This window comes from Frankia canadensis (assembly GCF_900197875.1).
GTDB lineage: Bacteria > Actinomycetota > Actinomycetes > Frankiales > Frankiaceae > Frankia > Frankia canadensis.
In genome coordinates this window covers 1-24,311 of record NZ_FZMO01000563.1, presented here as the reverse complement: position 1 = coordinate 24,311, position 24,311 = coordinate 1, and the positions used below count along the sequence as shown (strand labels likewise).

The 24,311-nt window shown below is 73.3% G+C and carries 18 protein-coding genes; 10 read left to right on the top strand and 8 right to left on the bottom strand.

Annotated elements, in window-relative coordinates:
• Nucleotides 1–86: 86 nt before the first annotated feature.
• Complete coding sequence (locus tag C1A33_RS33140) at nucleotides 87–1,028, bottom strand: LLM class F420-dependent oxidoreductase (protein ID WP_207770608.1); 942 nt, start codon at nucleotides 1,026–1,028, stop codon at nucleotides 87–89.
• An 82-nt stretch (nucleotides 1,029–1,110) separates the two neighbouring features.
• On the opposite strand from C1A33_RS33140, the gene pdhA reads away from it, so the two are divergent.
• From pdhA to C1A33_RS33120, 4 genes are all read left to right on the top strand, one after another.
• Entirely contained in the window at nucleotides 1,111–2,385 is a 1,275-nt protein-coding gene (gene pdhA / locus C1A33_RS33135) for a pyruvate dehydrogenase (acetyl-transferring) E1 component subunit alpha (RefSeq protein ID WP_101836418.1), read from the top strand.
• Nucleotides 2,382–3,509 carry an alpha-ketoacid dehydrogenase subunit beta gene (locus C1A33_RS33130; protein WP_480014990.1) on the top strand — a complete coding sequence of 376 codons (1,128 nt, stop codon included), beginning with the start codon at nucleotides 2,382–2,384 and terminating at the stop codon, nucleotides 3,507–3,509. The genes pdhA and C1A33_RS33130 overlap by 4 nt, the downstream gene beginning before the upstream one ends.
• A 93-nt stretch (nucleotides 3,510–3,602) precedes the next feature.
• Nucleotides 3,603–5,108: a dihydrolipoamide acetyltransferase family protein gene (locus C1A33_RS33125; RefSeq protein WP_101836414.1), complete on the top strand. Its 1,506-nt coding sequence runs from the start codon at nucleotides 3,603–3,605 to the stop codon at nucleotides 5,106–5,108.
• Nucleotides 5,109–5,267: 159 nt separating this feature from the next.
• Entirely contained in the window at nucleotides 5,268–5,504 is a 237-nt protein-coding gene (locus C1A33_RS33120) for a hypothetical protein (protein ID WP_101836413.1), read from the top strand.
• A gap of 135 nt (nucleotides 5,505–5,639) precedes the next feature.
• Here C1A33_RS33120 and C1A33_RS33115 read toward each other — a convergent pair whose 3' ends face one another.
• Together C1A33_RS33115 and C1A33_RS33110 are read right to left on the bottom strand one after the other, a co-directional pair.
• Nucleotides 5,640–6,017 carry a hypothetical protein gene (locus C1A33_RS33115; RefSeq protein WP_243408178.1) on the bottom strand — a complete coding sequence of 126 codons (378 nt, stop codon included), beginning with the start codon at nucleotides 6,015–6,017 and terminating at the stop codon, nucleotides 5,640–5,642.
• Nucleotides 6,018–6,168: 151 nt separating this feature from the next.
• Complete coding sequence (locus C1A33_RS33110) at nucleotides 6,169–8,004, bottom strand: acyl-CoA dehydrogenase (RefSeq protein ID WP_101836411.1); 1,836 nt, start codon at nucleotides 8,002–8,004, stop codon at nucleotides 6,169–6,171.
• Nucleotides 8,005–8,233: 229 nt separating this feature from the next.
• On the opposite strand from C1A33_RS33110, the gene C1A33_RS33105 reads away from it, so the two are divergent.
• Nucleotides 8,234–11,851 carry a patatin-like protein gene (locus tag C1A33_RS33105; RefSeq protein WP_279354744.1) on the top strand — a complete coding sequence of 1,206 codons (3,618 nt, stop codon included), beginning with the start codon at nucleotides 8,234–8,236 and terminating at the stop codon, nucleotides 11,849–11,851.
• A gap of 3 nt (nucleotides 11,852–11,854) precedes the next feature.
• Here C1A33_RS33105 and C1A33_RS35495 read toward each other — a convergent pair whose 3' ends face one another.
• Entirely contained in the window at nucleotides 11,855–12,679 is an 825-nt protein-coding gene (locus tag C1A33_RS35495; RefSeq protein ID WP_165818701.1) for a hypothetical protein, read from the bottom strand.
• A 297-nt stretch (nucleotides 12,680–12,976) separates the two neighbouring features.
• Nucleotides 12,977–13,582, bottom strand: coding sequence for a nitroreductase family protein (locus C1A33_RS33095; protein ID WP_101836409.1), 606 nt, complete (start codon nucleotides 13,580–13,582; stop codon nucleotides 12,977–12,979).
• A gap of 111 nt (nucleotides 13,583–13,693) precedes the next feature.
• Here C1A33_RS33095 and C1A33_RS33090 point away from each other — a divergent pair, with 111 nt between their 5' ends.
• The 4 genes from C1A33_RS33090 (at nucleotide 13,694) to C1A33_RS33075 (ending at nucleotide 19,265) form a co-directional block, all read left to right on the top strand.
• On the top strand, nucleotides 13,694–14,158 hold the full coding sequence (locus C1A33_RS33090) for a MarR family winged helix-turn-helix transcriptional regulator (RefSeq protein WP_101836408.1): 465 nt from the start codon (nucleotides 13,694–13,696) through the stop codon (nucleotides 14,156–14,158).
• Nucleotides 14,159–14,299: 141 nt separating this feature from the next.
• The gene (locus C1A33_RS33085) at nucleotides 14,300–15,157 is read left to right on the top strand and encodes an ABC transporter ATP-binding protein (protein ID WP_243408177.1); all 858 of its coding nucleotides are present in this window, start codon (nucleotides 14,300–14,302) and stop codon (nucleotides 15,155–15,157) included.
• Complete coding sequence (locus C1A33_RS33080; RefSeq protein ID WP_101836406.1) at nucleotides 15,157–15,870, top strand: ABC transporter permease; 714 nt, start codon at nucleotides 15,157–15,159, stop codon at nucleotides 15,868–15,870. The genes C1A33_RS33085 and C1A33_RS33080 overlap by 1 nt, the downstream gene beginning before the upstream one ends.
• Nucleotides 15,871–16,061: 191 nt before the next feature.
• Nucleotides 16,062–19,265, top strand: coding sequence for an ATP-binding protein (locus C1A33_RS33075; RefSeq protein WP_101836405.1), 3,204 nt, complete (start codon nucleotides 16,062–16,064; stop codon nucleotides 19,263–19,265).
• Nucleotides 19,266–19,353: 88 nt separating this feature from the next.
• Here C1A33_RS33075 and C1A33_RS33070 read toward each other — a convergent pair whose 3' ends face one another.
• From C1A33_RS33070 to pgi, 3 genes are all read right to left on the bottom strand, one after another.
• Nucleotides 19,354–19,629: a hypothetical protein gene (locus tag C1A33_RS33070; protein WP_243408176.1), complete on the bottom strand. Its 276-nt coding sequence runs from the start codon at nucleotides 19,627–19,629 to the stop codon at nucleotides 19,354–19,356.
• Between the two features lie 913 nt (nucleotides 19,630–20,542).
• Complete coding sequence (locus C1A33_RS33060) at nucleotides 20,543–20,881, bottom strand: STAS domain-containing protein (RefSeq protein ID WP_101836403.1); 339 nt, start codon at nucleotides 20,879–20,881, stop codon at nucleotides 20,543–20,545.
• Nucleotides 20,882–20,996: 115 nt separating this feature from the next.
• Nucleotides 20,997–22,679 (bottom strand): glucose-6-phosphate isomerase, encoded by a 1,683-nt coding sequence (gene pgi, locus C1A33_RS33055; RefSeq protein WP_101836402.1) that lies wholly within the window; start codon nucleotides 22,677–22,679, stop codon nucleotides 20,997–20,999.
• Between the two features lie 428 nt (nucleotides 22,680–23,107).
• On the opposite strand from pgi, the gene C1A33_RS33050 reads away from it, so the two are divergent.
• Nucleotides 23,108–24,311, top strand: a 1,204-nt coding sequence (locus tag C1A33_RS33050) for a serine/threonine-protein kinase (RefSeq protein WP_243408175.1), incomplete at its 3' end; no start/stop codon positions are given.

Genomic DNA, 24,311 nt, shown 5'->3' with positions numbered 1-24,311 from the left:
CACCCCACCCCATGCGACGTTTCTCCGTCCCACGGGCCCGCCCGTCAAGCCCGCGCGCCGCGCGGCACCCGATCAGGCAGCGCGGGTCACAGGGCGAGCAGCGCCGGCGCGAGCTCCCGCCACTGCCGCCGCGGCAGGCCACGGCGGTCGAAGTCGAGGACCTGCACGGCGACCTGGTCCGCGCCGGCGTCGAGATGCTCCTTGATCCGGCCGAGCAGCACGTCGGCGTCGCCCCACGGCACGATCGTGTCGACCAGGCGGTCGGATCCTCCGTCGGCGAGGTCGTCGTCGCCGAAGCCGAACCGCCGCAGGTTGGACGTGTAGTTGGGCAGCCGCAGGTAGGAACCGGTGTGCCGGCGGGCCAGCTCGCGGGCCTCGCCCGGGTCGGTGTGCAGGACGAAGGCCTGCTCGGGGACGAGCAGCTTGTCCGGTCCGAGGATCTCCCGGGCGGCCGCGGTGTGCTCCGGCGGGACGAAGTAGGTGTGCGCGCCGTCGGCGCGGTCGCGGGCGAGGCCGAGCATCTTCGGCCCGAGGGCGGCGAGCACCCGGGGCGGCACGCCGCCCGGCGGCACCGCCCGGTACTGCTCGGCCGCCATCCGGTCCATCTCGTCGAGGTAGGCGGCCATCTGGGCCAGCGGCCGGGTGTAGGCGGCGCCGCGGATGTGCATCAGCTCGGCGTGCGAGACGCCGAGGCCGAGCAGGAACCGGCCGGGAAACGCCTCGGTGAGGGCCAGGTGGGCGGCGGTCATGGTCAGCGGGTTGCGGGCGAGGATCTGGGCGATCCCGGTCGCGATGGTGATCCGCGAGGTCGTCGCGAGCGCGAGGCTGGCGGTGACCAGCACCTCCCGCCCCTTGACCTCGCCGGTCCACAGCGTCGGGTAGCCGAGCTCGTCGAGCTCGGCGATCGCCTCGCGCACGACGCCGGCCGGCGAGAAGTCGAACTGCCCGCTCCAGACACCGACCTTCCCGATCTGCCGGTCGACCGGCGGGCGGGCGGGCGGCTGGGTCACGTCCTGCTCACTCGTCACGGCGACACCGTACCGAGCCTTCCGGCAGATCGGGTTGCCAGCGGCTGTCCACGGTCTATCGTTGCCGAGTGTGACGGAGCTCATGCAGCTGCTCACCCCCACCGGTCACCGGATCACCGTCCCCGAAGAGGCCAGGTCGCCCGGACCGGACCTGCCCACCGGAGCGGACCCGCCCGTGTCGAAGCCACGCCGGGCGGACCCACCCGGTGGCGAGCCGACCGCGGCAGACATCGACCTGCCGGCGCACGTCGCGGACCTCACCGCGGACGATCTGGTCGGCCTGTACCGCGACATGACGCTGGTGCGCCGCCTCGACGAGGAGGCGACCAGCCTGCAGCGCCAGGGCGAGCTCGGGCTGTGGGCGAGCCTGCGCGGTCAGGAGGCGGCGCAGGTGGGGTCCGGGCGGGCTCTGGGGCCGCACGACATGGCCTTCCCGTCGTACCGGGAGCACGGGGTGGCCTGGTGCCGAGGGGTCGACCCGGCGGCGATCCTGGCGATCTTCCGGGGCGCCAGTCTCGGCGGCTGGGCTCCGGCGGAGCACGGCTTCGCGCTGTACTCGATCGTCGTCGGCTCGCAGACCCTGCACGCCACCGGCTACGCGATGGGCATGGCCCGCGATGGCAGCGACGGGGCGGCGATCGTCTACTTCGGAGACGGTGCGTCCAGCGAGGGGGACGTCAACGAGGCGTTCGGCTGGGCGGGCGTGTTCGGCGCGCCGCTGGTGTTCTTCTGCCAGAACAACCAGTGGGCCATCTCCGAGCCGACCCGCCGCCAGAGCCGCACCGAGATCTTCCACCGGGCGAGTGGTTTCGGCTTCCCCAGCGTGCGCGTCGACGGCAACGACGTGCTGGCCTGCCTCGCCGTGACCCGGTGGGCGCTGGCACGGGCACGCTCGGGGCGCGGGCCGGTCCTGGTGGAGGCGGTGACCTACCGGATGGGCGCGCACACCACCGCGGACGACCCGACCCGGTACCGGTCGGCGGCCGAGCTCGACGCCTGGCGCCGCCGCGACCCGCTCGACCGGATGCGCGCCTACCTGAGCGCCGACGGATTGCTCGACGAGGATCGCGAGCGGCGCATCGCCCTCGAGGCCGACACCCTCGCCCACGACCTGCGCGCCCGATGCACGACAATGCCCGATCCCGCCCCGACCAGCCTGTTCGACCACGTACAGGTCGCTGACAACGAGCTCGTGTCGACGCAGCGCGCGGCGTTCACGGCGCAGTTCGGCGCAGACGGGGAGGATGGGTGGCGGGACGGCCCACCGGGGCCGAACAGGCCGAACGGGCCGAACGGGAACGGCCGGAAGGGTGGACTCGTGGCGGGCGAAGCGCGCGTTTCCGAGGAGGCGTGGTGACCAGCCAGGCCGTCATCTCCGGCGAGCAGCACGGGCGGCCGGGGCCCCACGACCAGAGCGCCGGCGCGGGCGACGGCGGCCCGAGCCCGGCCGACCGGCCCGCCGCGGCGGGCGCGACCACCGCGGCGGCGCCGATCACCATGGCCAAGGCGCTCAACCTGGGGTTGCACGCCGCGATGGCCGCCGATCCGAAGGTCATCGTCATGGGCGAGGACGTCGGCACGCTCGGCGGGGTGTTCCGGGTGACCGACGGGCTGCAGCGCGAGTTCGGCGAGGCCCGGGTGATCGACACGCCACTCGCCGAGTCGGCGATCATCGGGACCGCGATCGGGCTCGCCATGCGCGGCTACCGGCCGGTCTGTGAGATCCAGTTCGACGGCTTCGTCTACCCGGCGTTCGACCAGATCGTCAGCCAGCTCGCGAAGCTGCACTACCGGTCCGCGGGCCGGATCCGGCTGCCGGTGACCATCCGCATCCCGTTCGGCGGCGGCATCGGCGCGGTCGAGCACCACAGCGAGTCCCCCGAGGCGTACTTCTGCCACACCGCCGGGCTGAAGGTCGTCGCCTGTTCGAACCCCGCCGACGCCCACCACATGATCCAGCAGGCTGTCCGGTCGGACGATCCGGTGATCTTCCTGGAGCCGAAGCGGCGGTACTGGGAGAAGGGGACGGTCGACGCGCGCCCGCTCGCCGAGCTGCCGCCGGGCGCGGCGAGCGATCTGCACGCGAGCGTCGTGGTGCGGACGGGCACGGACGCGACCCTGGTCGGCTACGGTCCGACCGTGCGCACCTGCCTGGACGCCGCCGAGGTGAGCGACGCGGATGACGCGCGTTCGCTCGAGGTCATCGACCTGCGTTCGCTGTCCCCGCTCGATCTCGGGCCGGTGCTCGCGTCGGTGCGGCGGACCGGGCGGCTCGTCGTGGTGCACGAGGCGCCGTCGAACGTGTCGGTGTCCGCCGAGGTCGCCGCGCGCGTCACCGAGGAGGCGTTCTACTCGCTGGAGTCGCCGGTGCTGCGGGTCACCGGCTTCGACACGCCATACCCGCCCGCCCGGTTGGAGGACCACTACCTGCCAGACGTCGACCGCATCCTGGACGCCGTCGACCGTTCCTTCGCCTACTGACCGTTCGCCTACTGACCGTTCGCCTACTGACCGTCTGCCTTTCGCCTCCTGGCAACCCACGCCGCCCGCACGATCCGAACTGGGGACCTACCCGTGACGCAGCGAGAGTTCCGGCTTCCCGACCTCGGGGAGGGCCTCACCGACGCGGACATCGTCCGCTGGCTCGTCCAGGTCGGCGACGCCATCACGGTGAACCAGCCGCTCGTGGAGGTGGAGACCGCCAAGGCGGTCGTCGAGATCCCGAGCCCCTTCGCCGGGGTGCTGGTCGGCCGGCACGCCGAGGAGGGCACCACGCTCCCCGTCGGCGCTCCCCTGCTGACGATCCGAACGGCCGACGCCGACGGGCCCGCGCAGGATGCCTCCCCCGGGGGGCAGCCGGGCAGCTCGGCCGGCCGGAGCGGCGGTGCTCGCGACGGCGGCGGCGACGGTGGCCGAGGTGATGGTGGTCGAGGTGATGGTGGTCGAGGTGATGGTGGTGACGGCGGTGGCGAGCGCGTGCCGGTGCTCGTCGGCTACGGCCCGCGTGCCCATCAGCCACGCCGGCGCAGTCCGCGCCGGGCGCCGGTGGCGCCCCGTGCCGCCGGGTCGGCGGCGGCGGTGCTCGCCAAGCCGCCCGTGCGCAAGCTGGCCCGCGACCTCGGGGTCGATCTCGCCGCCATCGTCGGCACCGGCCCGAACGGCACGATCAGCCGGACCGACGTGGAGGCGGCGCCGCGCGTCGGCGGACGGCCGGCGCCGGCCGGCGCACCGTCGCCCCGGCCGGGCACGCCTCTTCCCCCGGTTCCGCCTGCGACGTCCCCGGCCCCCGCTCCCGCGAGGCCGGCCGCGCCGGGCGGCACCGGGCTGGTGGGCCAGATCCCGGCGGACGCGACCTACGCCACGGCATCCGGCACCTGGCACGTGCCGGTGGTCGGTGTACGCCGGATGATGGCGCAGTCGATGGTCGCCAGCGTCGCGGCGGCACCACATGTCACCGAGTTCCTCAGCGCCGACGCGAGCGCCACCATGGCGGCGCGGGCGCGGATCTCGGCGCTGCCCGAGTTCGCCGGCGTCAAGGTCACCCCACTGCTGTTCGTCGCCCGTGCCCTGCTGGTGGCGATCCGCCGCCACCCGATGATCAATTCACGCTGGGTCGAGGACGGCGGCGCGGGCCGGGCGGAGATCCAGGTCGCCGAACGGGTGAACCTGGGCATCGCGGTCGCGGGCCCGCGCGGGCTGGTCGTGCCGCACATCCCCGACGCGGACCGGCTCGACCTGGTCACCCTTGCCCGGGAGCTGGCCTCGCTGACCGAGGACGCGCGGGCGGACCGGCTCCCGCCGGCCCGGCTGCGCGGCGCGTCGATCACCATCACCAACGTGGGGGTGCTCGGCGTCGACATCGGCACACCGATCCTGAACCCGCCGGAGGCCGCGATCCTCGCGCTCGGCTCGATCCGCCCGGCACCCTGGGTGCACGAGGGCGAGATCACGGCGCGTACGGTGGCACAGCTCGCGCTGTCCTTCGATCACCGGATCGTGGACGGGCAGCTGGGCGCCGCGGTACTCGCCGACGTCGGCGCCATGCTGACGGATCCCACCCTTACGCTCGCCTGGTCGTGATCGACCCGCCTGGGCATCCAGGTCGCGACAAACACCCGGGATAGGCACAGGGCGCGCGAGACGGGCACACAGCACGCGAGAGGGGCACACAACGGCGCACCGTAGGTTGCCTGGTACGGTTGCGCCTCTGACCGGATTCCGGCACAAAGAGGTGGAACCATGACGCGAGTGGAGGCACTTCAGGCCGCGGACGAGTTCGTCGCCAAGGTTCTGACCTCCGCCAACTCCAGCGGCCGCTTCACCGGCACGCTGAACCTGGCCGAACGGGTCGACCTCACCCTCCGAGTGGCCAGGTTCCTCCTTGAGGGGCAGTCCTCCTCGGAGTCGGACGATCTTCTGAAGCGGGACATGCGCAACGAGCTGGACCAGGCCTTCCCCCCGCTGCGCACCTCGTGACAGCGTCCGGCCGATCTCCCGAGGCCCGTGTGACGGGCCGGTCGTGCGGGAGATCGGGCCGGGCGGCGGGCGGGACCAGACAGGTGCGGATCAGCGGTAGGACGGCAGATCGGGTGACGCCGATGCCGGTACAGGTCACGAACGCGAGGCGGGGCGGCGCTGGGTCTCGCTGACGTGGACGACCTCCTGCTGCTCAAACTCCGGGTGGCGCACCCCGTTCGCCTTCAGGTCCTCGTCCGGGGTGAGCCCCGGCTCCTGGCGCCGCGGCGCCTCGTAGTGCATGCCCGGGTCGACGATCACCGTGCCGTCGACGGAGACGGGCGACGGCACGCCGCTCTCGACCGACTCCTCGACGATCTTCCGGCGCCACTGGTTCTGGTAAAGCGTGATGCCGAGCCCCACCAGGCTGACGAGCATCAGGATGACGCCGACGGCGCTGATGTCAAGGCCGGACGGATGAGCATCGACGGCAAAGGTGAGAACGGCTCCGAGGGTGAAGAATGCGAGGCTCAACGGGATTCCCATGCCCGCCGCCCTACCCGCAATCCAACCCAATACAACCACACCGCGCGATAAATGCCACGGACCGCGCGAAGTCTCGCGCGGTCCGTGGTAATCGATCACCCAGGGTGGCGTCGGGGCTGGTCGCCGCCCGGCCGGGCCGTCAGAAGGCCTCCTCCGGCAGGTCCATGAGCGCGAGACCGGTGGACTCGACGATGGCGCGCCGCGTCCGCAGCTCGGGCAGCACGTTCGCCGCGAACCACCGACCGGCGGCCACCTTGCCCTGGTAGAAGGCGCGGTCCCGGCCGCCCTCACCGCCTCCCTCGGCGAGGGCCCGCAGCGCCACCTCGGAACCGCGCAGCAGCAGCCAGCCGACGAGGAGGTCGCCGATGCTCAGCAGCAGCCGGGTGGAGTTCAGCCCGACCCGGTAGACCTGCCGGGCGTCCTCGGCCGCGCCGGTGAGGTAACCGACCATCGCCCCGACCATGCCCTGAACGTCGTCGAGCGCCGTGCCCAGCGCCTCACGCTCGAACTGGAGCTCGCCGTTGCCGGCCTCGTCCTTGACGAACGTCTGGATCTCGCCGAGCACGGCCGTCAGCGCCTGGCCACGGTCCCGCACGATCTTGCGGAAGAACAGGTCCTGACCCTGGATCGACGTCGTGCCCTCGTACAGGGTGTCGATCTTGGCGTCGCGGATGTACTGCTCGATCGGGTAGTCCTGCAGGTAGCCGGAGCCGCCGAGGACCTGCAGGGACGACGCGAGCAGCTCGTAGGACCGCTCGGAGCCGACGCCCTTGACGATCGGCAGCAGCAGGTCGTTGACCCGCACGGCGAGGTCGTCGCTCTCACCGCGGGCCTCCGCCAGGGCCACCCGGTCCTGGAAGGTCGCGGTATAGAGGACCAGCGAGCGCATGCCCTCGGCGTACGCCTTCTGCGCCATCAGCATCCGGCGGACGTCCGGGTGGTTGATGATCGTCACGCGGGGCGCCGACTTGTCGGCGGCGCGGGTGAGATCCGCGCCCTGCACGCGGGTGCGGGCGAAGTCGAGCGCCGCCAGGTATCCGGCGGACAGGGTGGCGATGGCCTTGGTGCCGACCATCATCCGCGCGTACTCGATGACCTGGAACATCTGGGCGATGCCCTCGTGCACGTCGCCGACCAGCCAGCCGACCGCCGGCGCCCGCTCGCCGAAGCGCAGCTCGCAGGTCGCCGAGACCTTCAGGCCCATCTTCTTCTCGATGTTCGTGACGTACACGCCGTTGCGCTCGCCGGGCTCGCCGGTCGCCGGGTCCGGCATGAACTTCGGCACCACGAACATCGACAGGCCCTTGGTGCCCGGACCGTGCCCCTCGGGGCGGGCCAGCACGAGATGCATGATGTTCTCCGGCACATCCCAGTCACCGCTGGTGATGAACCGCTTCACACCCTCGACGTGCCAGGTGCCGTCCGGCTGCTGGACCGCCCGCGCGCGCCCGGCGCCGACGTCGGAACCCGCGTCCGGCTCGGTGAGCACCATCGTCGCACCCCAGCGCCGGTCGATCGCGTAGCGGGCGAGGGTGCGCTGCCAGTCGTTGCCGACGCGGTGCAGGATCGACGCGAACGTCGGCCCGGCCATGTACATGAACACGGCCGGGTTCGCGCCGAGCAGCATCTCGGAGCCCGCCCAGGCGACCGTCGGCGAGGCGCCGAGCCCGCCCACCTCGGTCGGGACGAACAGCCGCCACCACTCGCCGTCCAGCACGGCCTGGTAGGATCGTTTGAACGACTCGGGCAGGGTGACCGACCCCGTGGTCGGGTCGAAGGTCGGCGGGTTGCGATCGGCGTCGGTGAAGGAGTCCGCCACCGGCCCCGAGGCCAGATGGTCGAGTTCGACGAGGACCTGGCGCGCGGTGTCCACGTCCATCTCCTCGAACGGCCCGGTGCCGAGGGTGCGTTCGACACCGAACAGCTCGAACAGATTGAACTCGAGGTCGCGCAGGTTGCTCCGGTAGTGGCCCATGGACGGCTCCTTTCGGGAGCGCCGGGGCGGCGCGCGGGGCCGGATCCGGCTGGCTACTCGTGAGTACGTTCTTCCCATGCTACCCACGAGTAACCCGCTGACAAGTGGGCTTCGCCCGCCGAAACATCCCTGATCCCACCGAGAGACCGACGGCCGCCGACCGAACGGCCGAACGGTGCGATGTCCGACGCGACTACTGTTGTCGCCATGCGTGACGGAGCCGCCGGATGTGCCGGAGTCGTCCGTGCATGACGCCGCCACCCAGGAGGTACGGCTCGCCGTCGTGATGACCGGAGGCGCCAGCCTCGCGGTCTGGATGGGCGGGGTGGCCGCCGAGATCAACCTGGCCGTCGCCGCCCGGGAGACCCGCACCGGCTCCCACCGCCCCGCCGTCCCCGTCACCCACGTCTCCGCCTCCGGCCCGGCCGCCTCCAGGTCGGCCGCCCCCGTTCCCGGCTCAGCGGCCTTTGCCGCGGCCGACGCGGCAGTGGCCAGCCGCTACGCCCGGCTGATGGAGATCCTGGACGTCGAGCTCGCCGTCGACGTGCTCGCCGGCGCGTCCGCGGGCGGCATCAACGCGACGATGCTCGGCTTCGCCAACACCCACCGTGCCACGCTGGCGCCGCTGCGCGAACTGTGGCTGTCCCTCGGGGCCCTGGACACGCTCATGCGCACCCCGCGGGAGCGGACGTTCCCATCGCTGCTGCGCGGGGACGAGGCCGTGCTGCCCGCGCTGGACACCGCGCTGCGCGCGATCGCCGCGACCGCCACCCCGCACCGGCCGCCGGTCGCCCGCCCGACCTCGATGTTCGTCACGACGACGATCCTGCGGGGCGAGGTCTGCGAGCACACCGACTCCCTCGGCGGCACGATGTACGACGTCGACTACCGCGGCCTGTTCGTGTTCGGCACCCGGGACCTGACCGAGCCGGGGGCGATCGCCCGCCTGGCGCTCGCGGGCCGGGCCAGCTCCGCGTTCCCCGGGGCGTTCGAGCCCGCCTACGTGCCGGTGGGGCGCACAGTCGACGAGGCCCATCCGGACATGGCCCGTTACGTCAACAGCGCGCGCGGGTTCTTCGCCTCCGACGGCGGCATCCTCGTGAACCGGCCGATCGGCCCGGCGCTCGCGGCCGTGTTCGACCAGCCCGCCGCCCGCCAGGTCCGCCGGGTGCTCACCTACGTGGTGCCCTCGCCGCGTCCCGTCGACCAGGGTCGCGACCCCGCCGCCGGCCGTGCCGCCGGTTCCGCTCCCGGCCCCGCGCTGCCACCACCGCCGGCGGCGAGCGGCACCCTGCTCGGGGCGCTCGACGCGGCGCTGAACCAGTCGATCGGCACCGACCTCGCCGCGCTGCGCGCGCACAACGACACCGTGCGAAGCGCCCGCGCCACCCGGCGGCGGCTGCTGCGCCTGGCGCCGGCCGGCACGGCCCGGCTGGCCGACGCGGGGGTGTGGGATGCCTACCGGCGCGGCATGGCCGAGCGGATCTCGGCGCCGGTGGTCGAGGCGCTGCTGCGGGTGCTCGCCGACCGGGCGGATCTACCGCGCCCGCCGGACGCCGACACGGTGCGGGCGAACGCCACCGCGCGGGTCGCGATGGCGGCGGCCGCCGCGGCCGCGGTGCTCGAGACCCTGCCCGGCGAGCTTCCGGACGCCGCGGGCGCCGACGAGCTCTGGCGGCTTGGCCAACCCGCCCTCGACGGCGTCAAGGGCATCCTGATCTCCATGATCAACGAGGGGTACGTCCTGTGCCCCGCGCCGGCCGACCGAACCCGCCTGGCCAGCCTCGCCGCCGCGGTGCACGAGGCCGCCCCGCCCGCCGGCGACACCCGTCCGGTCAGCGGCCGGCGATCCCCGCTGGACGACGACCGGACAGACGTGGGCGACGCGCGCGGCCCGTCGTGGCTTTACACCTCCGGTCCTCGTCCGGGTGTGTTCACGACCGTGACCGAGACCCTGGCCGCGCTGCCGGGCGAACCGACGGACGCCGTCGCCGCCGAGGCGACCCGCCGCTGGCTGCGCGGCGACCCGGCAGGCGAACGCGGTCGACACCGGCTGCACGAGTCCTGGCAGTCGCTCGCGCTGGTCGTCGAGCGGGCGCGCGCCGAGTTCGCCGCGATGGTCCGGCGGTCGGCACCGTCCACTCCCCGCTTGTCGACGGCCCAGACGTCCACCCCTCGGACGTCGGCCGCCCAGACGTCGACGGCCGGGACGTCCGAGGTGCGGGCGGGGGAACCAGGCGGCGGGCCGGATGCGCGGACGCGGGGCCTCACTGTCGGGCAGCGGCGGGCCCTGGCCGCCCGTGGGCTCGCCGACTTCGTCGACTACCTGCCCACGGGCGGGACGGCGGCCGTGATCGCCCTGCTCGACCTGCATCTGGTCGAGAACGAGATCTCCGGTGCCGTGCTGGACCAGCCGATCGAGCTCGTCCAGCTCAGCGCCGACCTGCCGAACGCCCTCGACTCGACCCGCCAACTGGCGGAGGACAAGGTCACCGGGTTGCGGTTGGGGAACTTCGCCGCGTTCGCCAAGGCGTCGTGGCGCGCCAACGACTGGATGTGGGGCCGGCTCGACGGCGCCGGCTGGCTCGCGCGGATCCTGCTCGACCCCCGCCGGCTGGTCACGCGGCGCGACCTGGCCGTCCCGCCCGACGGCCCGGCGGCGCTGGCCCGGCGGGGCTGGCTGACCGACCTGGTCGACGACCTCGCCGACGTCGCGGGCACGCCGCCCACCGCGGAGGTCCGCGACGAACTGGCGTTCCTGCTCGACCCGGCCGCCCCGGTTCCCCCAAGCCTGCCGGTCACGGCCACCTGGGTGGCCGCCGGGCCGCAGCGGGACATCGCCGCCGCCGAACTCGTCGGCCTCGCCCAGACGGTCCGCCAGGACAACGCCGCCGGCGTCGATCCCCGTCCCACCGCCGACTTCCTCGCCGCCGTCGACCAGGCCCGCGCCGCCGGCCAGGCCGCCCGCGCCGCCGATCAGCCAGCCGCCTCCCCGCCCACCGCTCGACCCGCGTCCCAGGCCACCTCGCCCATCACCTCGCCGGCCACCTCGCCGGCCACCTCGCCAGCCGGGGTCCCGGCCGAGGCCGAGGCGGCCGGCGGCGCCGAGGTGATCTCCCTGGCGGCAGCGGCGGCGGCCCGGGTCGCGGCCCGCGAGGCCGGCGCCGCGACCCCGGCGGTGGGACGGGGCCGCACGCCGTCCGGCGGCGGAGATCGACCGGTAGCCCCGGGTCTGCTGGCGCCGCGGGCGGTCGACGAGGTGCTGCGCGCCTGCCGGGTGTCGGACGAACGCATCACCGACCCGGCGCAGGGACCCATCCTCGTCAGCGATGTCGCCCAGATCATCGCGGTGGTGACCGCCTGGCTGACGTCCGCGCGGTTTCTGCCGCGGCCGGTGCGACCCGTGGCGTTCGTGGCGCGCACGACCGCCCGTCTGGGCTTCGAGCTGGTCCGCGACGTCGCCCGCGGCCGCCGTCGGGTGATGATCGCGCTGGGAGCGGTGCTGGTGGCGCTGGGCAGCGCGGCCGGGCTGATCTGCTCGGGGCCCCTGGGCGCGTTCGGCATCGCGATCGCGCTGTTCGGACTCCTGGTGCTCGGGGTGCCGAGCTGGCGGCGACTGCCGGGTGGCCTCGCGGTCGTCGCGGCCGGCGTCCTGGTGGTGATCGCCGCCGCTGGTGCCGTCCCGGTGCTGCGCGATCCACTGTTCGACTGGCTGCGCGACGACGCGGTCCCCTACCTGGCCGACCATCCGTGGGCGTGGGCGACGACCGTCACCGCGCTGGTCCTGCCGAGCGCCTGGTCGCTCGCGGAGGCGCTCACCGCCCGCCGCGCGCGGCGGCGCGGCTGACGGTCAGGAGACGTCCGACCAGCTGAGAGAGCCGTTCGGGTCCCGCAGGCAGGACAGTGGCCGGCCGGCCGCGTTCGGCACGATCCGACCGATGTCGCCGGGCTGGCACAGGCCGCCCTCCTGCGGCGCGACCTGGGTCGGCGGGGGCGGCGCCTGCGTGGTCCAGCGCCCGCCCGCACCGCCGGCGCCACCCGCGTCGGGAAGGCAGTAGAGCGGTAGGCCGTTGACGGCCATCGCCGGACCCGTGTTGCGGCTGGGCACGCACGCCTCCCCCACGAACACCGCGGACGGAAGGGGCGTCGGCACCTGCGGCAGGTCCACACCGCCGGTCCCGCCCGATCCGCCGGTCCCGCCCGATCCGGCGGAACCACCCGATCCGCCGGGGGCGCCGGACGGGGTCGCCACGCCAGATCCGGGACCACCGCCGGGGGCGGCCGCCGTGCCGACGGCATCCGGGGCCGCGGAGCCGCCGGCGGCGCCATCGGGCTGCGGGCCCAAGGCCGGCGCGGAGGCGGCCGGCGCGGAGGCCGCGGGTGGTGTGGAGCTGGTCGCGGCCGAGCCGGCCGAGCCGGCCGAGCCGGCCGAGCCGGCCGAGCCGGCCGAGCCGGCCGAGCCGGCCGAGCCGGCCGGGCCGGCCGAGCCGGCCGAGCCGGCCGGGCCGGGCGGGTCGGGCGGGTAGGGGCTGGTGCTGATGCCACTGCCCGCGGCCGCCGTGGCCCCGTCAGCGGGCGCGCCGGACTGCGAGCAGCCGACCAGCACCGAGCAGCCGACCAGCACGGCGACCAGCAGGCCACCGGGGGCCCACCGCCGGCCGCGTTCTGGGCGCACAGGGGTGACTCCGTGACGTCCGGGTGCCTGCGCACCGCACACGGCGTACCTCCCGTCGCAGGTCGGGAGCCGAGTCATACCCCGAATCGGGACCGCTCGACCTGGACCTGCGCTCCAGCTTAGGTAGCCTTCCGCTCGCCTCGGGGCATCTTTCGGGGAACCGGCCCCACGCCACCCGGGCAGTCGGGACCTGGGCGAACCGCCGGTCCTGTCAGGGAAACGACCGAACCGACCGAAGCGATTCGAACCAGCTGGAACCGGCCGAACACGGCCGATTCGGCCGCCGATGGCGCCGTGTCAGACGATGACGGGCGCCGCAGTGGCGACCGGTCGCAGCGAGCCGTCCACCTCAAGTTCCGCGGCGACCTCGCCGAGGGGGACGGCGGCGCGCGGGGGAACGGGAACATTCGGCGCCTGGGTGCCGAGTTCGACCCAGCCGACGAGCTCCTCGCCCGCGGCGACGCCGAACAACGCCCGCACCGGCGCGCTGTCCGGCAGCGGCACCGACTTCCACGCCGAGGCGACGCCCAGCGCGTGCGCGGCCAGGCAGATGTTCTGCGCCGCCGCGGCGGCCGAGGCGTCCTGCTCGGCGACCGACACCCGGGACTCCACCCGAGCCGCGATGACCGCGATGAGCGCGGGGGACCGGGTGGCCTTGCCAGCGGCCTTGCGCACGACCGGCTCGGGCAGGTCGCCGATGGCCTCGGCCGCCGCGGTGATGGCGGTGGCGAGAGTGGTCCGCGCCTCGCCGCGCACGATGACGAAGCGCCATGGTCGCAGCATCTTGTGATCCGGCGCGGTGGTGGCGGCGCCGAGAATGGCCGTGATCTGGTCAGGTGTCGGGCCGGGTTCGACCAGGCGGGTGGCGGTGCGGCGGGTCAGCAGGCAGGTGAGTGCGTCCATGTGCGCTCCATGGGTGTCAGACTCTGACTCGGGTTTTAGCGAGGCTACCTCACAATGAGGCAAGTTCACCTAATATGACATCTCCATCACCATAGCCAAGGAGGCCCCCCGATGCCGCCCCCACGCACCGGCGACGCCGCCGTCGACCTGCTGCTCGCGGCCGCCCATCGGGTCCGCGTCACCGTCGACGAGGCACTGCGGGCGAGCGTGGGGCTCTCCCTGGCCAGGTTCAAGGTGCTGCGGCTGCTCGCGGAGACCGGGCCGTGCCGGCTGCGCGATCTCGCGGACGCGGTCACGGTCGCCCCGCGGACGATGACCGAGACGGTGGACGCTCTGGCGGCGGATGGACTGGTCACCCGTCGGTCGCATCCGACCGACCGGCGCGCCGTCCTGCTGGCCCTCACGGAGGCCGGTCAGGAGGCGCTCGCCGAGGGGCAGCGTCGGCAGGCGGACAGCGTGGCGGTCCTCACCCGGCGGCTGAACGCCCCGCAGCGTGCCAGGCTCGTCGAACTGCTGTCACTGATCGCAGTGGACGAACCACGCGGCGACGCGACCGGTCACGAGACAACCGGGTAACCCGCGAGCGGACAGGCGGCAGCGACAGGCTACCGTAGGAGCTGCCCCGTTCGGACCATCCGCCGGGAGGCTCCCGTCACCGCCGTCGTCCACATCGAGCGCCTGGCCAAGCGATACGGGTCCCACCACGCCGTCCGGAACGTGACCTTCACGGTCAGCCAGGGAACGGTCACCGGATTTCTGGGGCCGAACGGCTCCGGCAAGACGACGACGCTGCGCGCCCTGCTGGGCCTGGTGGCGCCGAACTCCGGCGAGGCGCTGCTGTTCGGCCGACCCTATCGTGAGCTCGATCACCCTGCCCGCCGGGTCGGCGCGGTGCTGGGCAACGCCTCCCATCCCGGGCGCACCGCCCGGGACCATCTGCGCGCCTGCGGGATTCCGCTGGGCGTGAACCGCCGCCGCGTCGAGGACGTGCTGGCAACCGTGGGACTCGAGGCCGCGGCGGAACGGCCGACCGGCGGCTTCTCGCTGGGCATGCGCGGGCGGCTCGCGCTCGCCACCGCCCTGCTCGGCGACCCGGAGCTGCTCGTCCTGGACGAGCCGAACGGCGGCCTCGACCCCGAGGGAATCGGCTGGTTGCGGTCCTTCCTGCGCGACTGGGCCGCGCGGGGGCGCACCGCTCTGCTGTCCAGCCACGTGCTCGCCGAGGTCGCGCAGACCGTCGACAACGTCGTCATCATCAGCGAGGGCCGGGTCGTGCTCGACGCGGACGTGCGGGAGCTGGGCCACCAGCACGGTCGTGGGCACGTCGAGGTACACACCCCCGAGGCCGCGCGCCTCGCCACCCTGCTCGCCGCCGAGGGCCTGGCGGTGACGGCCGCCGGCGGGGACGGACTGACGCTCCCGGCCGGCACCGCCGCGCGGGTCGGCCAGGTCGCCGCTCGCCACGGGATCGCCCTCGTCGAGCTGCACACGCACGGCCCGGACCTGGAAGAGGTCTACTTCTCACTCACCCGCCCGCTCGCCGGCGCGGCGGCCACCGGCGGGTACGGTCCGTGATGGCGACCCACCAGGCCGGGGTCGGCGTTCTGGTCCGCACCGAGCTGTTCAAGGTCGCCAGCAGTCGCTGGCAGGCCACGGGCCTGCTCGCGGTGGTGGTCCTGCACGTGCCGCTGATGCTTTGGTCCGGCCAGCAGGCGCCGGCGTTCTGGGAGGGTCTGCGGTCGAGGTCCGGGCTGTTCGTCGCCTACGCCGTGATGGCGTTCGGTGTCCTCGTCGTCGCACAGGAGTACCGGCACCGCACGGCCGCGCTGAGCTTCCTGGCCGTGCCGGGCCGCGCGCGGGTCACCGCGGCCCAGTTCGTCACGGTCGCGGGCACCGGGCTCGCGATGTGCTCGGCGCTGTTCCTCGCCTGGCTGGCCGTGGGCGTCGCCCGCTATGGCGGCACCGGCATGCATCTCGACCGGCCGGGCCAGGTGGTCGGGGCCTACGCCGTCGTCGCGGTCACGGTGTGCGCGGCGGGGATGATCGGCGTCGGCCTCGGCACGATCCTGCGCGGCTCGACCGGCGCGTTGCTCGCCCTGGGCGGCTGTGCCGCCGTCGAGCCGCTCACCGACCTGACCCGCTTCCACGGGCCCGCCACCGCCCCCCTGGGAGTGCTGGCCTGGCCGACGTCCGAACTCGAGATCTCGTCCCTGGCCGGCGCGCTCTGCTGGGGAGTACTCGCCCTGGTGGGGGCACTGATCGCGGTGCGCCGGGACATCAGCTCATGATCAGGTCATCCCGGCCGGGGGACGGTGACACACACCGGCGCGTCGTCGCCGCCACGGCGGCACACCCCCAGGACCGGGACGCGGCTCCCCAGGACCGGAATGTGGCATCGATGTGGGACGGATCACCTACGACGCGTCGGCTGAGCGCATCCCCCACCGCACGGGCCCGAGATCGGCCTACGATCCGGCACATGATGCCGTGCCCGACATGCGCGGAGGAGAATCCAGAGCGGGCGCGCTTCTGCTCCGGGTGCGGGAACCCCCTGCCCACCGCCGGGAGTGGCACGCGCAAGACCGTAACGATCATGTTCGTGGACATCGCCCGGTCGACGGACATCGGCGAGAAGATCGACTCAGAGCCGCTACAGCAGGTGATGTGGCAGTTCTTCACCACCGTGCGGGAAGTGATCTACACCCACGGCGGCTCGGTCGAGAAGTTCATCGGCGACGCCGTGTTCGCCGTGTTCGGGATTCCCGTCCTGCACGAGGACGACGCGTTGCGCGCCGTGCGCTCCGCGCTGGACATCCGGGCCGCGATGGAGGCGCTCAACGCCGACCTCGAGCAGCGCTGGGGACTGCGGCTGCGGGTGCGGATCGGGATCAACACCGGCGAGGTCACGGTCGCCGGTGGCGGGGTCACCGGCGACGCGGTGAACGTCGCCGCCCGGCTGGAGAGCGCCGCGCCGCCCGACGAGATCCTCATCGGCGACACCACCCACCGGTTCATCCGCCACAGCGTGACGGTCATCCCGGTCGGCCCGCTGGTCGTGCAGGGCAAGCGTGAGCCCCTGCGTGTCCACCGGCTGACCGGCCTGGTCGACCCGAAGGCCGGCCCCGGCGCGCGGGCGCCGCTGCTCGGCTTCACCGCCGCGGTCATCGGGCGCAACCGGGAGCGCCGCCGGCTGCAGGACGCCTTCGAGGCGGTGGTCGAGGAGCGCACCTGCCACCTGTTCACCGTCCTCGGCTCGGCCGGCATCGGAAAGTCCCGGATGGTCGGGGAGTTCTGCGCGTCGCTGGCCCCCCGGGCGACCGTGCTCACCGGCCGATGTCTGTCCTACGGCGAGGGCATCGCCTACTGGCCGCTGATGGAGATGGTCCGTCAGGCGACCGGGCTGTCCGCCGACGAGAGCGCGCCGGACGGCCGCCGCCGGCTGCGCGAGCTGCTCGACGGCGTCGACCAGGCCGCGGAGATCGTCGAGGCGTTGGCGCCACTGATCGGCCTCGGCGGCGCGGAGCTCGGCCCGCAGGAGAGCTTCTGGGCGGTGCGCTCGTTCTTCGAGGCCCTCGCCGCCCGCCGGCCACTGATCCTCTGGTTCGACGACGTGCACTGGGCCGAGACGACGCTGCTCGACCTCATCGAGAACATCGCCGACTGGTCCCGTGACGCCCCGATCATGCTGCTCTGCCTCGCCCGCCAGGAGCTGCTCGAGGAGCGGCGGCACTGGGGCGGCGGAAAGTTCAACGCCACGTCGATGCTGCTCGCGCCGCTGACCGAGGCCCGCTGCCAGCGCCTGATCTACAGCCTGATGGGCTCCGACGAGCTCGACCCGGCCCTGGTGAACCGGATCACCACCTCGGCGGCGGGCAACCCGCTGTTCGTCGAGCAGATGGTCGCCGCCCTCGTCGACGACGGGCTGCTGCGCCGGGAGGGCAGCCGCTGGATCGCCACCGGCAGCCTGCGCAACGTCACCGTCCCGCCGACGATCTCCTCGCTGCTCGCCGCCCGCCTCGACCGGCTCGAACCGGAGGAGCGCCGGGTGCTGGAGCGGGCCGCGGTCGTCGGCGAGCGGTTCTATCTCGACGCCGTCATCGACCTGTCCGACCCGGACGAGCAGTCGATGGTCGCCGCGCACTGCCTGAACCTGGTCCGCAAGGAGCTTGTCCACCCCGACCGCTCCGACCTGCCCGGCGTCGAGGCCTTCCGGTTCCTGCACGTGCTGCTGCGCGACTGCGCCTACGAGTCCACCTCCAAGCGCCGCCGCGCCGACCTGCACCAGCAGTTCGCCCAGTGGCTACAGGCCCGGCTCGTCGGCGGGCCCGGCGAGCACGACGAGCTGGTCGGCTACCACCTGGAGCAGGCGTTCCGCTACCGCACGGAGATCGGCCTGCGCGGCCCGGAGACGGTCGAGCTCGGCCGCTCCGCGGCCACCTGCCTGTTCGAGGCCGCCGACCGGGTCCGCCAGGGCGACGAGCACGGCGCCGCCCAGCTGCTCAAGCGGGCGATCCGGCTGCTGCCGGAGACCGATCCGCTGCGGCTGCGCGCCGAGATCGACCTCGGATGGACGCTGTGCTTCTCGTTCCACCAGTGGACCGACGCCGAGCGCATCCTGCGCCAGGTCACCGAGCGGGCCCGGCGCGCCGGCGAGGAGGGGCTGCGCGCCCACGCCCGCCTCGCCCACCTGCGGGTGTTGTTCTCCACCGACCCGGAGGGGCTGGTCGCCACCACCCTCACCGAGGCGTCGTCGGCGCTGGCCATGTTCGTCCGCTCCGGCGACGACGTTGGCGCCGCGCTCGCCTGCCGCAGCCAGGCCAGCGCCTACACCGCCGCCGGGCAGCACACCGCCGCCGAGCGGTCGATGGAGAACGCCGTGCGGCACGCCGAGGAGTCGGGTGTGCCGCGGGCGGCCCAGTCGCTGCGGCGCGAACTGGCCCTGCTGATGAGTCAGGGGCCACGCTCCGTCACCGAGAGCCTGAGCCGGGCGAGCGAGGCCCTGGACGCCGCCGGCGACGACCGCGCTCTGCGCCGCGCGCTGCTCGGCCAACTGGCCGTGCTCACCGCGATGTGCGGCGACCTGGAGGGCGCCCGCATCCACCTCAAGGCCGCGGAGGAGATCGTCCACGACCTGCGGGGACCGCGGGTCGATCCCTACCACGGCGGCTTCGTCGTCGCCCGGGTCGCGCTGCTCGCCGACGAGCCGACCGTCGCCGCTCGCGAGCTGCGCCGCAGCTGCCGAGCCCTGTCCCAGATGGGTGAGCGCCAGCTGCTGGCGAACCGGGCCGCCGCCCTCGCCGACGTGCTGGTCCGCCTCGGCAAGCTGGAGGACGCCGGCAAGTATGTCACCCGCTGCCGGGACGGCGCCGCCGCCGACCAGCTGCCCACCCAGGCCGGCTGGTGCGGGGTGCACGCCCGGCTGCTGTCGCTGCGCGGCCGCGACGCCGAGGCGCTGCGCTTCGCCGACACCGCCGTCGACCTCACCGGGCGCACCGACGACGTCGACGGCCAGGGCCAGGCGCTGCTGGCCCGGGCCGAGGTGCTGTACCGGTCGGGTCGCAAGGACGACGCCGCTGAGAGCCTGGAGGCCGGGGTAAATCGCTATCTGCACCGCGGGAACGTCGCCGCGGCCAACCTCGGCCGCCGCCTGTTCGACGCGCTCGACCGCCGCCCGCCGCAGTAGCACCGCGCATTCAGCACGGCCAACGGCTCGCAGCACGGGCGGCCCGCGCTCAGCACGGCCAACGGCTCTCAGCACGGGCGGCCCGCGTTCAGCGCAGCAGTCCGCGCAGCCTGGCCTGCTCCTGAAGCCAGTGCATCTCCTGGGCCCACAGGCGCAGCCGCTCGACCGCGCCGAGCTGCAGGGCGAGGGCCTCGGCGACCGGCGGATGGCGCAGCGCCTCGACGCCGCCCGAGGTCCACTGCCAGTCGGGCTCGTCCTCCCAGGCCCGCTGGTAGGCGGCCCGCCGCAGCACGATCTCCGCGAGCGCGTAGTCCACCTGCTCGGCGAGCAGGTGGATGCGCGCCATCAGATCCTCGTTGCTCACCGACGGACGCCCTCCGTAGGCGGGCAACGGTACCGGCCACGCACTCATCTCGTCCGAAGCGTACGAGTGATGGGCGCACCCGAACAGCCGCATGCGCGGACAGAACGGTGACGTCTCCCTCACGGCGCGACCGAGGGTGACGGCCCCGGCCTGGGTGAGATGGCCGATCGGAGGTGAACCGGCGGGCGTAGGGGGAAGGGCTACCGTGCGGCACCGACGTTGCCGCACGGTGATCCGCACGCCGGCCTGGGGGTTCCTCGGTGAGTCTCACTCCACCCGTTCTGCTGCTCTCGCTCGCTTTCCCGCTTCTGATCATGGCCGGGATGCTCCTGATGGGAGGGGTCGAGAGACGCCTGACCGACTCCCGCGCCCGGCTGGCGCTCGTCCCACGTGAAACCGTGGCGGCAGAGGCGATGCCGGTGGCCGCGACGCCGGTGGAGCACCCCCAGCCGGGCCCCCGACCGACACTTTCGGGCCCCTTCTTCGCTGACGTAGCCACCACGCCCCTGCGGTTCCCCGCACGGAGTGTGGCGAACAGTGTCGGTCGTGAGGCCGAGCGCGGTCTCGGCGCACGTCGCGGACCGGCGCCGGTCACGGCGACCGCGACCGCGACCGCGACCGCGGAGCTTTCCGCCGTGCGGGCTCGAAGCATCCGGACGACGCTCAGCAGTCCGACCTCGCCCGCCACCATGTCACCCAACGTGACATCGGCTGCCGTCCTCCCGTTCACGACGGGTGGGACCACGCGAAGCAAGGCCAGCACACCCCCGTTCGCCAACTGACCGGCCCCACCGGTTTGGCCGCTCGGCAGCTTGGCCGCTCAGGAGAGCGGCTGGCTGCCGGGCCCGGGGGTCGGCAGGACCGCCGAACTCCACCCCGGACCGGCCGCGGAGATCACAACTCCACACGCAGGCTAGCGGCGGGCGGCCTTGTCGACGTGCAGGCGGCCCTGCAGGCCGGTCTCGCGCAGCAGCGCGGTGAAGGCCGGGGTCGGCGAGCGGATCCGCAGCTCCGAGTGCACCCGGCGCAGGAGCAGATCGGCGCGAAGCAGCGCGGCGAGCGCCGGAATATCGATGGAACGCAGGCCCGCGACGTCCACCGTCACCGTCCCGCCGCCGCGGCCGAGCAGCTCGCCGATCTGCTCGCGGAACCGCAGCCGCCCGGCGGTGTCCAGTTCGCCGGCGAGTTCGATGGCGACGTCCTCACCCGCGCGGGACACGGACATGGTCAGGGCTCCGGCGTCGACCCGCATCGTGCCCGCCCCCCGAGGTCATCGTCACCGTCCGCACCGGGCGGGGCCGACCCGCCAATCGCTTACGGAGAGTAACATGACGAGGTCGGCCCGACGCTGGTGGTAACGGTGGCGCTCAGCCGCGACGCAGGCGTCTGATGAGGGTGTCGGTGGAGCTGTCGTGCGCCGCCGCCGGCGGCTCGGTCTCGGCGGTCAGTTCGGGCACGATCCGCCCGGCGAGCACCTTGCCGAGCTCCACCCCCCACTGGTCGAAGCTGTTGATGCCCCAGATCGTGCCCTGGGTGAACACCTTGTGCTCGTACAGCGCGATGAGCTGGCCCAGGGTGAACGGCGTCAGCTTCGGGGCGAGCAGGGTGTTGGTGGGCCGGTCCCCGGGAAACGTCCGGTGCGGGACGAGCCGCTCCTCGGCACCCTCGGCGGCGACCTGCTCGGCGGTCTTGCCGAACGCGAGCGCCTCGGTCTGGGCGAGGAAGTTGGCCATCAGCAGCGCGTGCTGGTCCGGCCCGTCCGCCGGGCCGACGTTCGGATGGTTCGGCTGGACGAAGCCGATGAAGTCGGCCGGAACGACCGCCGTGCCCTGGTGGAGAAGCTGGTAGTAGGCGTGCTGCCCGTTGGTTCCCGGGGTGCCCCAGACAATCGGGCCGGTCTGCGTGCGCACCGGCCGGCCGGCGAGGTCGACCCGCTTGCCGTTGCTCTCCATGTCAAGCTGCTGGAGATAGGCGGGAAAACGCCCCAGATAGTGACTGTAGGGCAGCACGGCGTGCGTGTCGTACCCGAAGAAGTCGCGGTACCACACGCCGATGAGCCCGAGCAGCACCGGCAGGTTTCGCTCGAACGGCGTGCCGCGGAAGTGAGTGTCCATCGCCGCGAATCCGGCGAGGAACTCCCGGAAGTGCTCCGGCCCGATGGAGATCATGACGGCCAGGCCGATCGCGGAGTCCACCGAGTAGCGGCCGCCGACCCAGTCCCAGAAGCCGAACATGTTCTGGGTGTCGATGCCGAACTCGGCGACCTTCTCCGCATTCGTTGAGACCGCAACGAAATGCCGGGAGACGGCGTTCTCGCCGAGTTTGGACGTCAGCCACCCGCGCGCGGCTCGCGCGTTCGCGATGGTCTCCAGGGTCGTGAAGGTCTTGGAGGCGACGACGAACAGTGTCGTGGCCGGGTCGAGATCGGCCGTGGCCTCCCAGATGTCGGTGGGGTCGACGTTGCTGACGAAACGGCCCTCGATGGACCGGTCGGCGTAGTCGCGCAGCGCGTCGTACACCATCGCCGGGCCGAGGTCGGACCCACCGATCCCGATGTTCACGACGGTGGTGATCCGCTCTCCCGTAGCGCCCCGCCACTGTCCGGAGCGCACCTGCTCGGCGAAGCGCGACATCGCGTCGAGCACCTCGTGCACGTCGGGGACGACGTCGTGCCCATCGACCTCGATGCGGACGCCCGCCGGCGCCCGCAGCGCGGTGTGCAGCACCGGCCGGTTCTCGGTGACGTTGATCCGCTGCCCGTCGAACATGGCCTCGACGCGCTCGGCGAGCCCCGCCCGCCGCGCCAGCGCGACGAGCAGCTCGAGCGTCTGGGCCGTGAGCAGGTTCTTGGAGTAGTCGAGGTAAAGGCCGTCCGTTTCGGCGGTGAACGTCTCACCGCGGGTGGGATCGGCGTCGAACAGCCCGCGCAGCGATGCCGCGGAGATCTCGCTCTGATGGGCCGTCAACGCGGCCCATTCCGGGGTCGTCGTGATGTCCGTCGCCGGGATGTCCGGCGCGGCCGCCGGGGCAGTGGGCTCGCTTGTCGACATGACGTGGGACACCCTTCCTCGCTGGTTCAACACGTGCCGCCACAACCACCATCGGCATGAGTGAGGTCATCGTCGTCCGTGGCGCACCTTCGTCGGGCGAGACACTGCATGCCGGGCGTGGTACATCATCCGGGCCGTCCGTGGCGCATCATCGGGCCGTGGCGGCGTCGACGCTCGTCGACCACCGCCAGCATGCCCATGTCGCCGATCCGACGTCGCGGCGCATCCCCGGACGGGCGGAGGAATGGGAAGGTCGGGGTCGTAGGATCGCCAGGAACCCGACGAACCGCGTCATTGCAGGCCAGCATGTGGGCGGCCAGTGGATCTGTGTAGCCGGAGCACGAGCTCGCGGGGCCGCGACGGCGCGGTCGGGACAGGAACGGCGGTGCGGTGGAGTACCCGACGGCGTTAGCGGACGGATCTGAACCTTGCTGATTGACAGATCACTGGTGGAGGCGGCGCTTCCGGGTTACTCCGTCGAGGGCGACCTGGGCCGGGGCGGGTACGGGCTGGTGCTGGCCGGGCAGCACCGGCTCATCGGCCGCAAGGTCGCGATCAAGATCCTGCTCGACACCTCCGACGACCCCGACCTGCGTGCCCGCTTCCTGTCCGAGGCACGGGTCCTCGCCGAGCTTGACCATCCGCACATCGTCCGCATCCACGACTACGTGGAGCATGAGGGCACTTGCCTGCTGGTCATGGAGCTGCTCTCCGGCGGCACCCTCAAGCAGCGGATCAGCGCGGGCTCGCTGTCGCCGGAGACCACCTGCTCGGTCGGGATCGCCGCCGCGGCCGCGCTGTCCACCGCGCACGCCCAGGGCGTCCTGCACCGCGACATCAAGCCGGACAACATCATGTTCGCCGGCGACGGCCTGCTCAAGGTCACCGACTTCGGCATCGCCAAGATCTTCGACGGTGCGGAGACGACCGCGAGCGCGATCCTCGGCACCCCGCGGTACATGGCGCCCGAGCAGATCATGGGCGTGCGGCTGTTCCCCTCGACGGATCTCTACGCCCTCGCCGGCGTGCTCTACGAGATGATCGCCGGGCGGCCGCTGTTCGGCCGGCAGATGGCGGTCCAGCCACTCACCCACCATCACCTGACGATCATGCCCGAGCCGTTGACCATGGTGCCGCCGCCGGTCTCCATGGTGATCATGCGGGCGCTGGCGAAGGACCCGGCCGCCCGCTTCGCCGACGCGAACGACTTCGCGCTCGAGCTCGCCCGCGCCAGCACCCGCGCGTTCGGCCCCAACTGGCTGTCGCGCTCCGAGGTCAAGGTGCGGGTCGACGACGAGATCCGCGAGGCCGCGCTCGGCGCGTCGACCACCCCGCGGCCGGCCACCAGCGCGCCCGGCTACCCGGGCCCCGGCCCGCGGCCCGGCTATCCCGCGGGCCCTGGCGGCTTCTCCGCCCCCGGTGGCGCTGGCCCGGGTGGGATGGGTCCCGGACGGCCTGGCGGCCCCCTCGGTCGCGGTGGCCCCCTCGGTCCCGGTGGCCCCGGCGGTGTGAGCGGCCCGGGAGGCATCAGCGGCCCAGGAGGCATCAGCGGCCCGGGCGGCGTGAACGCCCCCGGGGGCCCGGGGGGCGGGTACCAGCCGGGCGGATACCAACAGCCGCGGCCCGGTGGGC

Excerpts from the sequence above, each read along its gene's own strand:
- pdhA (WP_101836418.1), top strand. The coding sequence starts at position 1,111 with ATGCAGCTGCTCACCCCCACCGGTCACCGGATCACCGTCCCCGAAGAG.
- C1A33_RS33120 (WP_101836413.1), top strand. The coding sequence starts at position 5,268 with ATGACGCGAGTGGAGGCACTTCAGGCCGCGGACGAGTTCGTCGCCAAG.
- C1A33_RS33110 (WP_101836411.1), bottom strand. The coding sequence starts at position 8,004 with ATGGGCCACTACCGGAGCAACCTGCGCGACCTCGAGTTCAATCTGTTC.
- C1A33_RS33095 (WP_101836409.1), bottom strand. The coding sequence starts at position 13,582 with ATGGACGCACTCACCTGCCTGCTGACCCGCCGCACCGCCACCCGCCTG.
- C1A33_RS33090 (WP_101836408.1), top strand. The coding sequence starts at position 13,694 with ATGCCGCCCCCACGCACCGGCGACGCCGCCGTCGACCTGCTGCTCGCG.
- C1A33_RS33080 (WP_101836406.1), top strand. The coding sequence starts at position 15,157 with ATGGCGACCCACCAGGCCGGGGTCGGCGTTCTGGTCCGCACCGAGCTG.
- C1A33_RS33075 (WP_101836405.1), top strand. The coding sequence starts at position 16,062 with ATGATGCCGTGCCCGACATGCGCGGAGGAGAATCCAGAGCGGGCGCGC.
- C1A33_RS33060 (WP_101836403.1), bottom strand. The coding sequence starts at position 20,881 with ATGCGGGTCGACGCCGGAGCCCTGACCATGTCCGTGTCCCGCGCGGGT.
- pgi (WP_101836402.1), bottom strand. The coding sequence starts at position 22,679 with ATGTCGACAAGCGAGCCCACTGCCCCGGCGGCCGCGCCGGACATCCCG.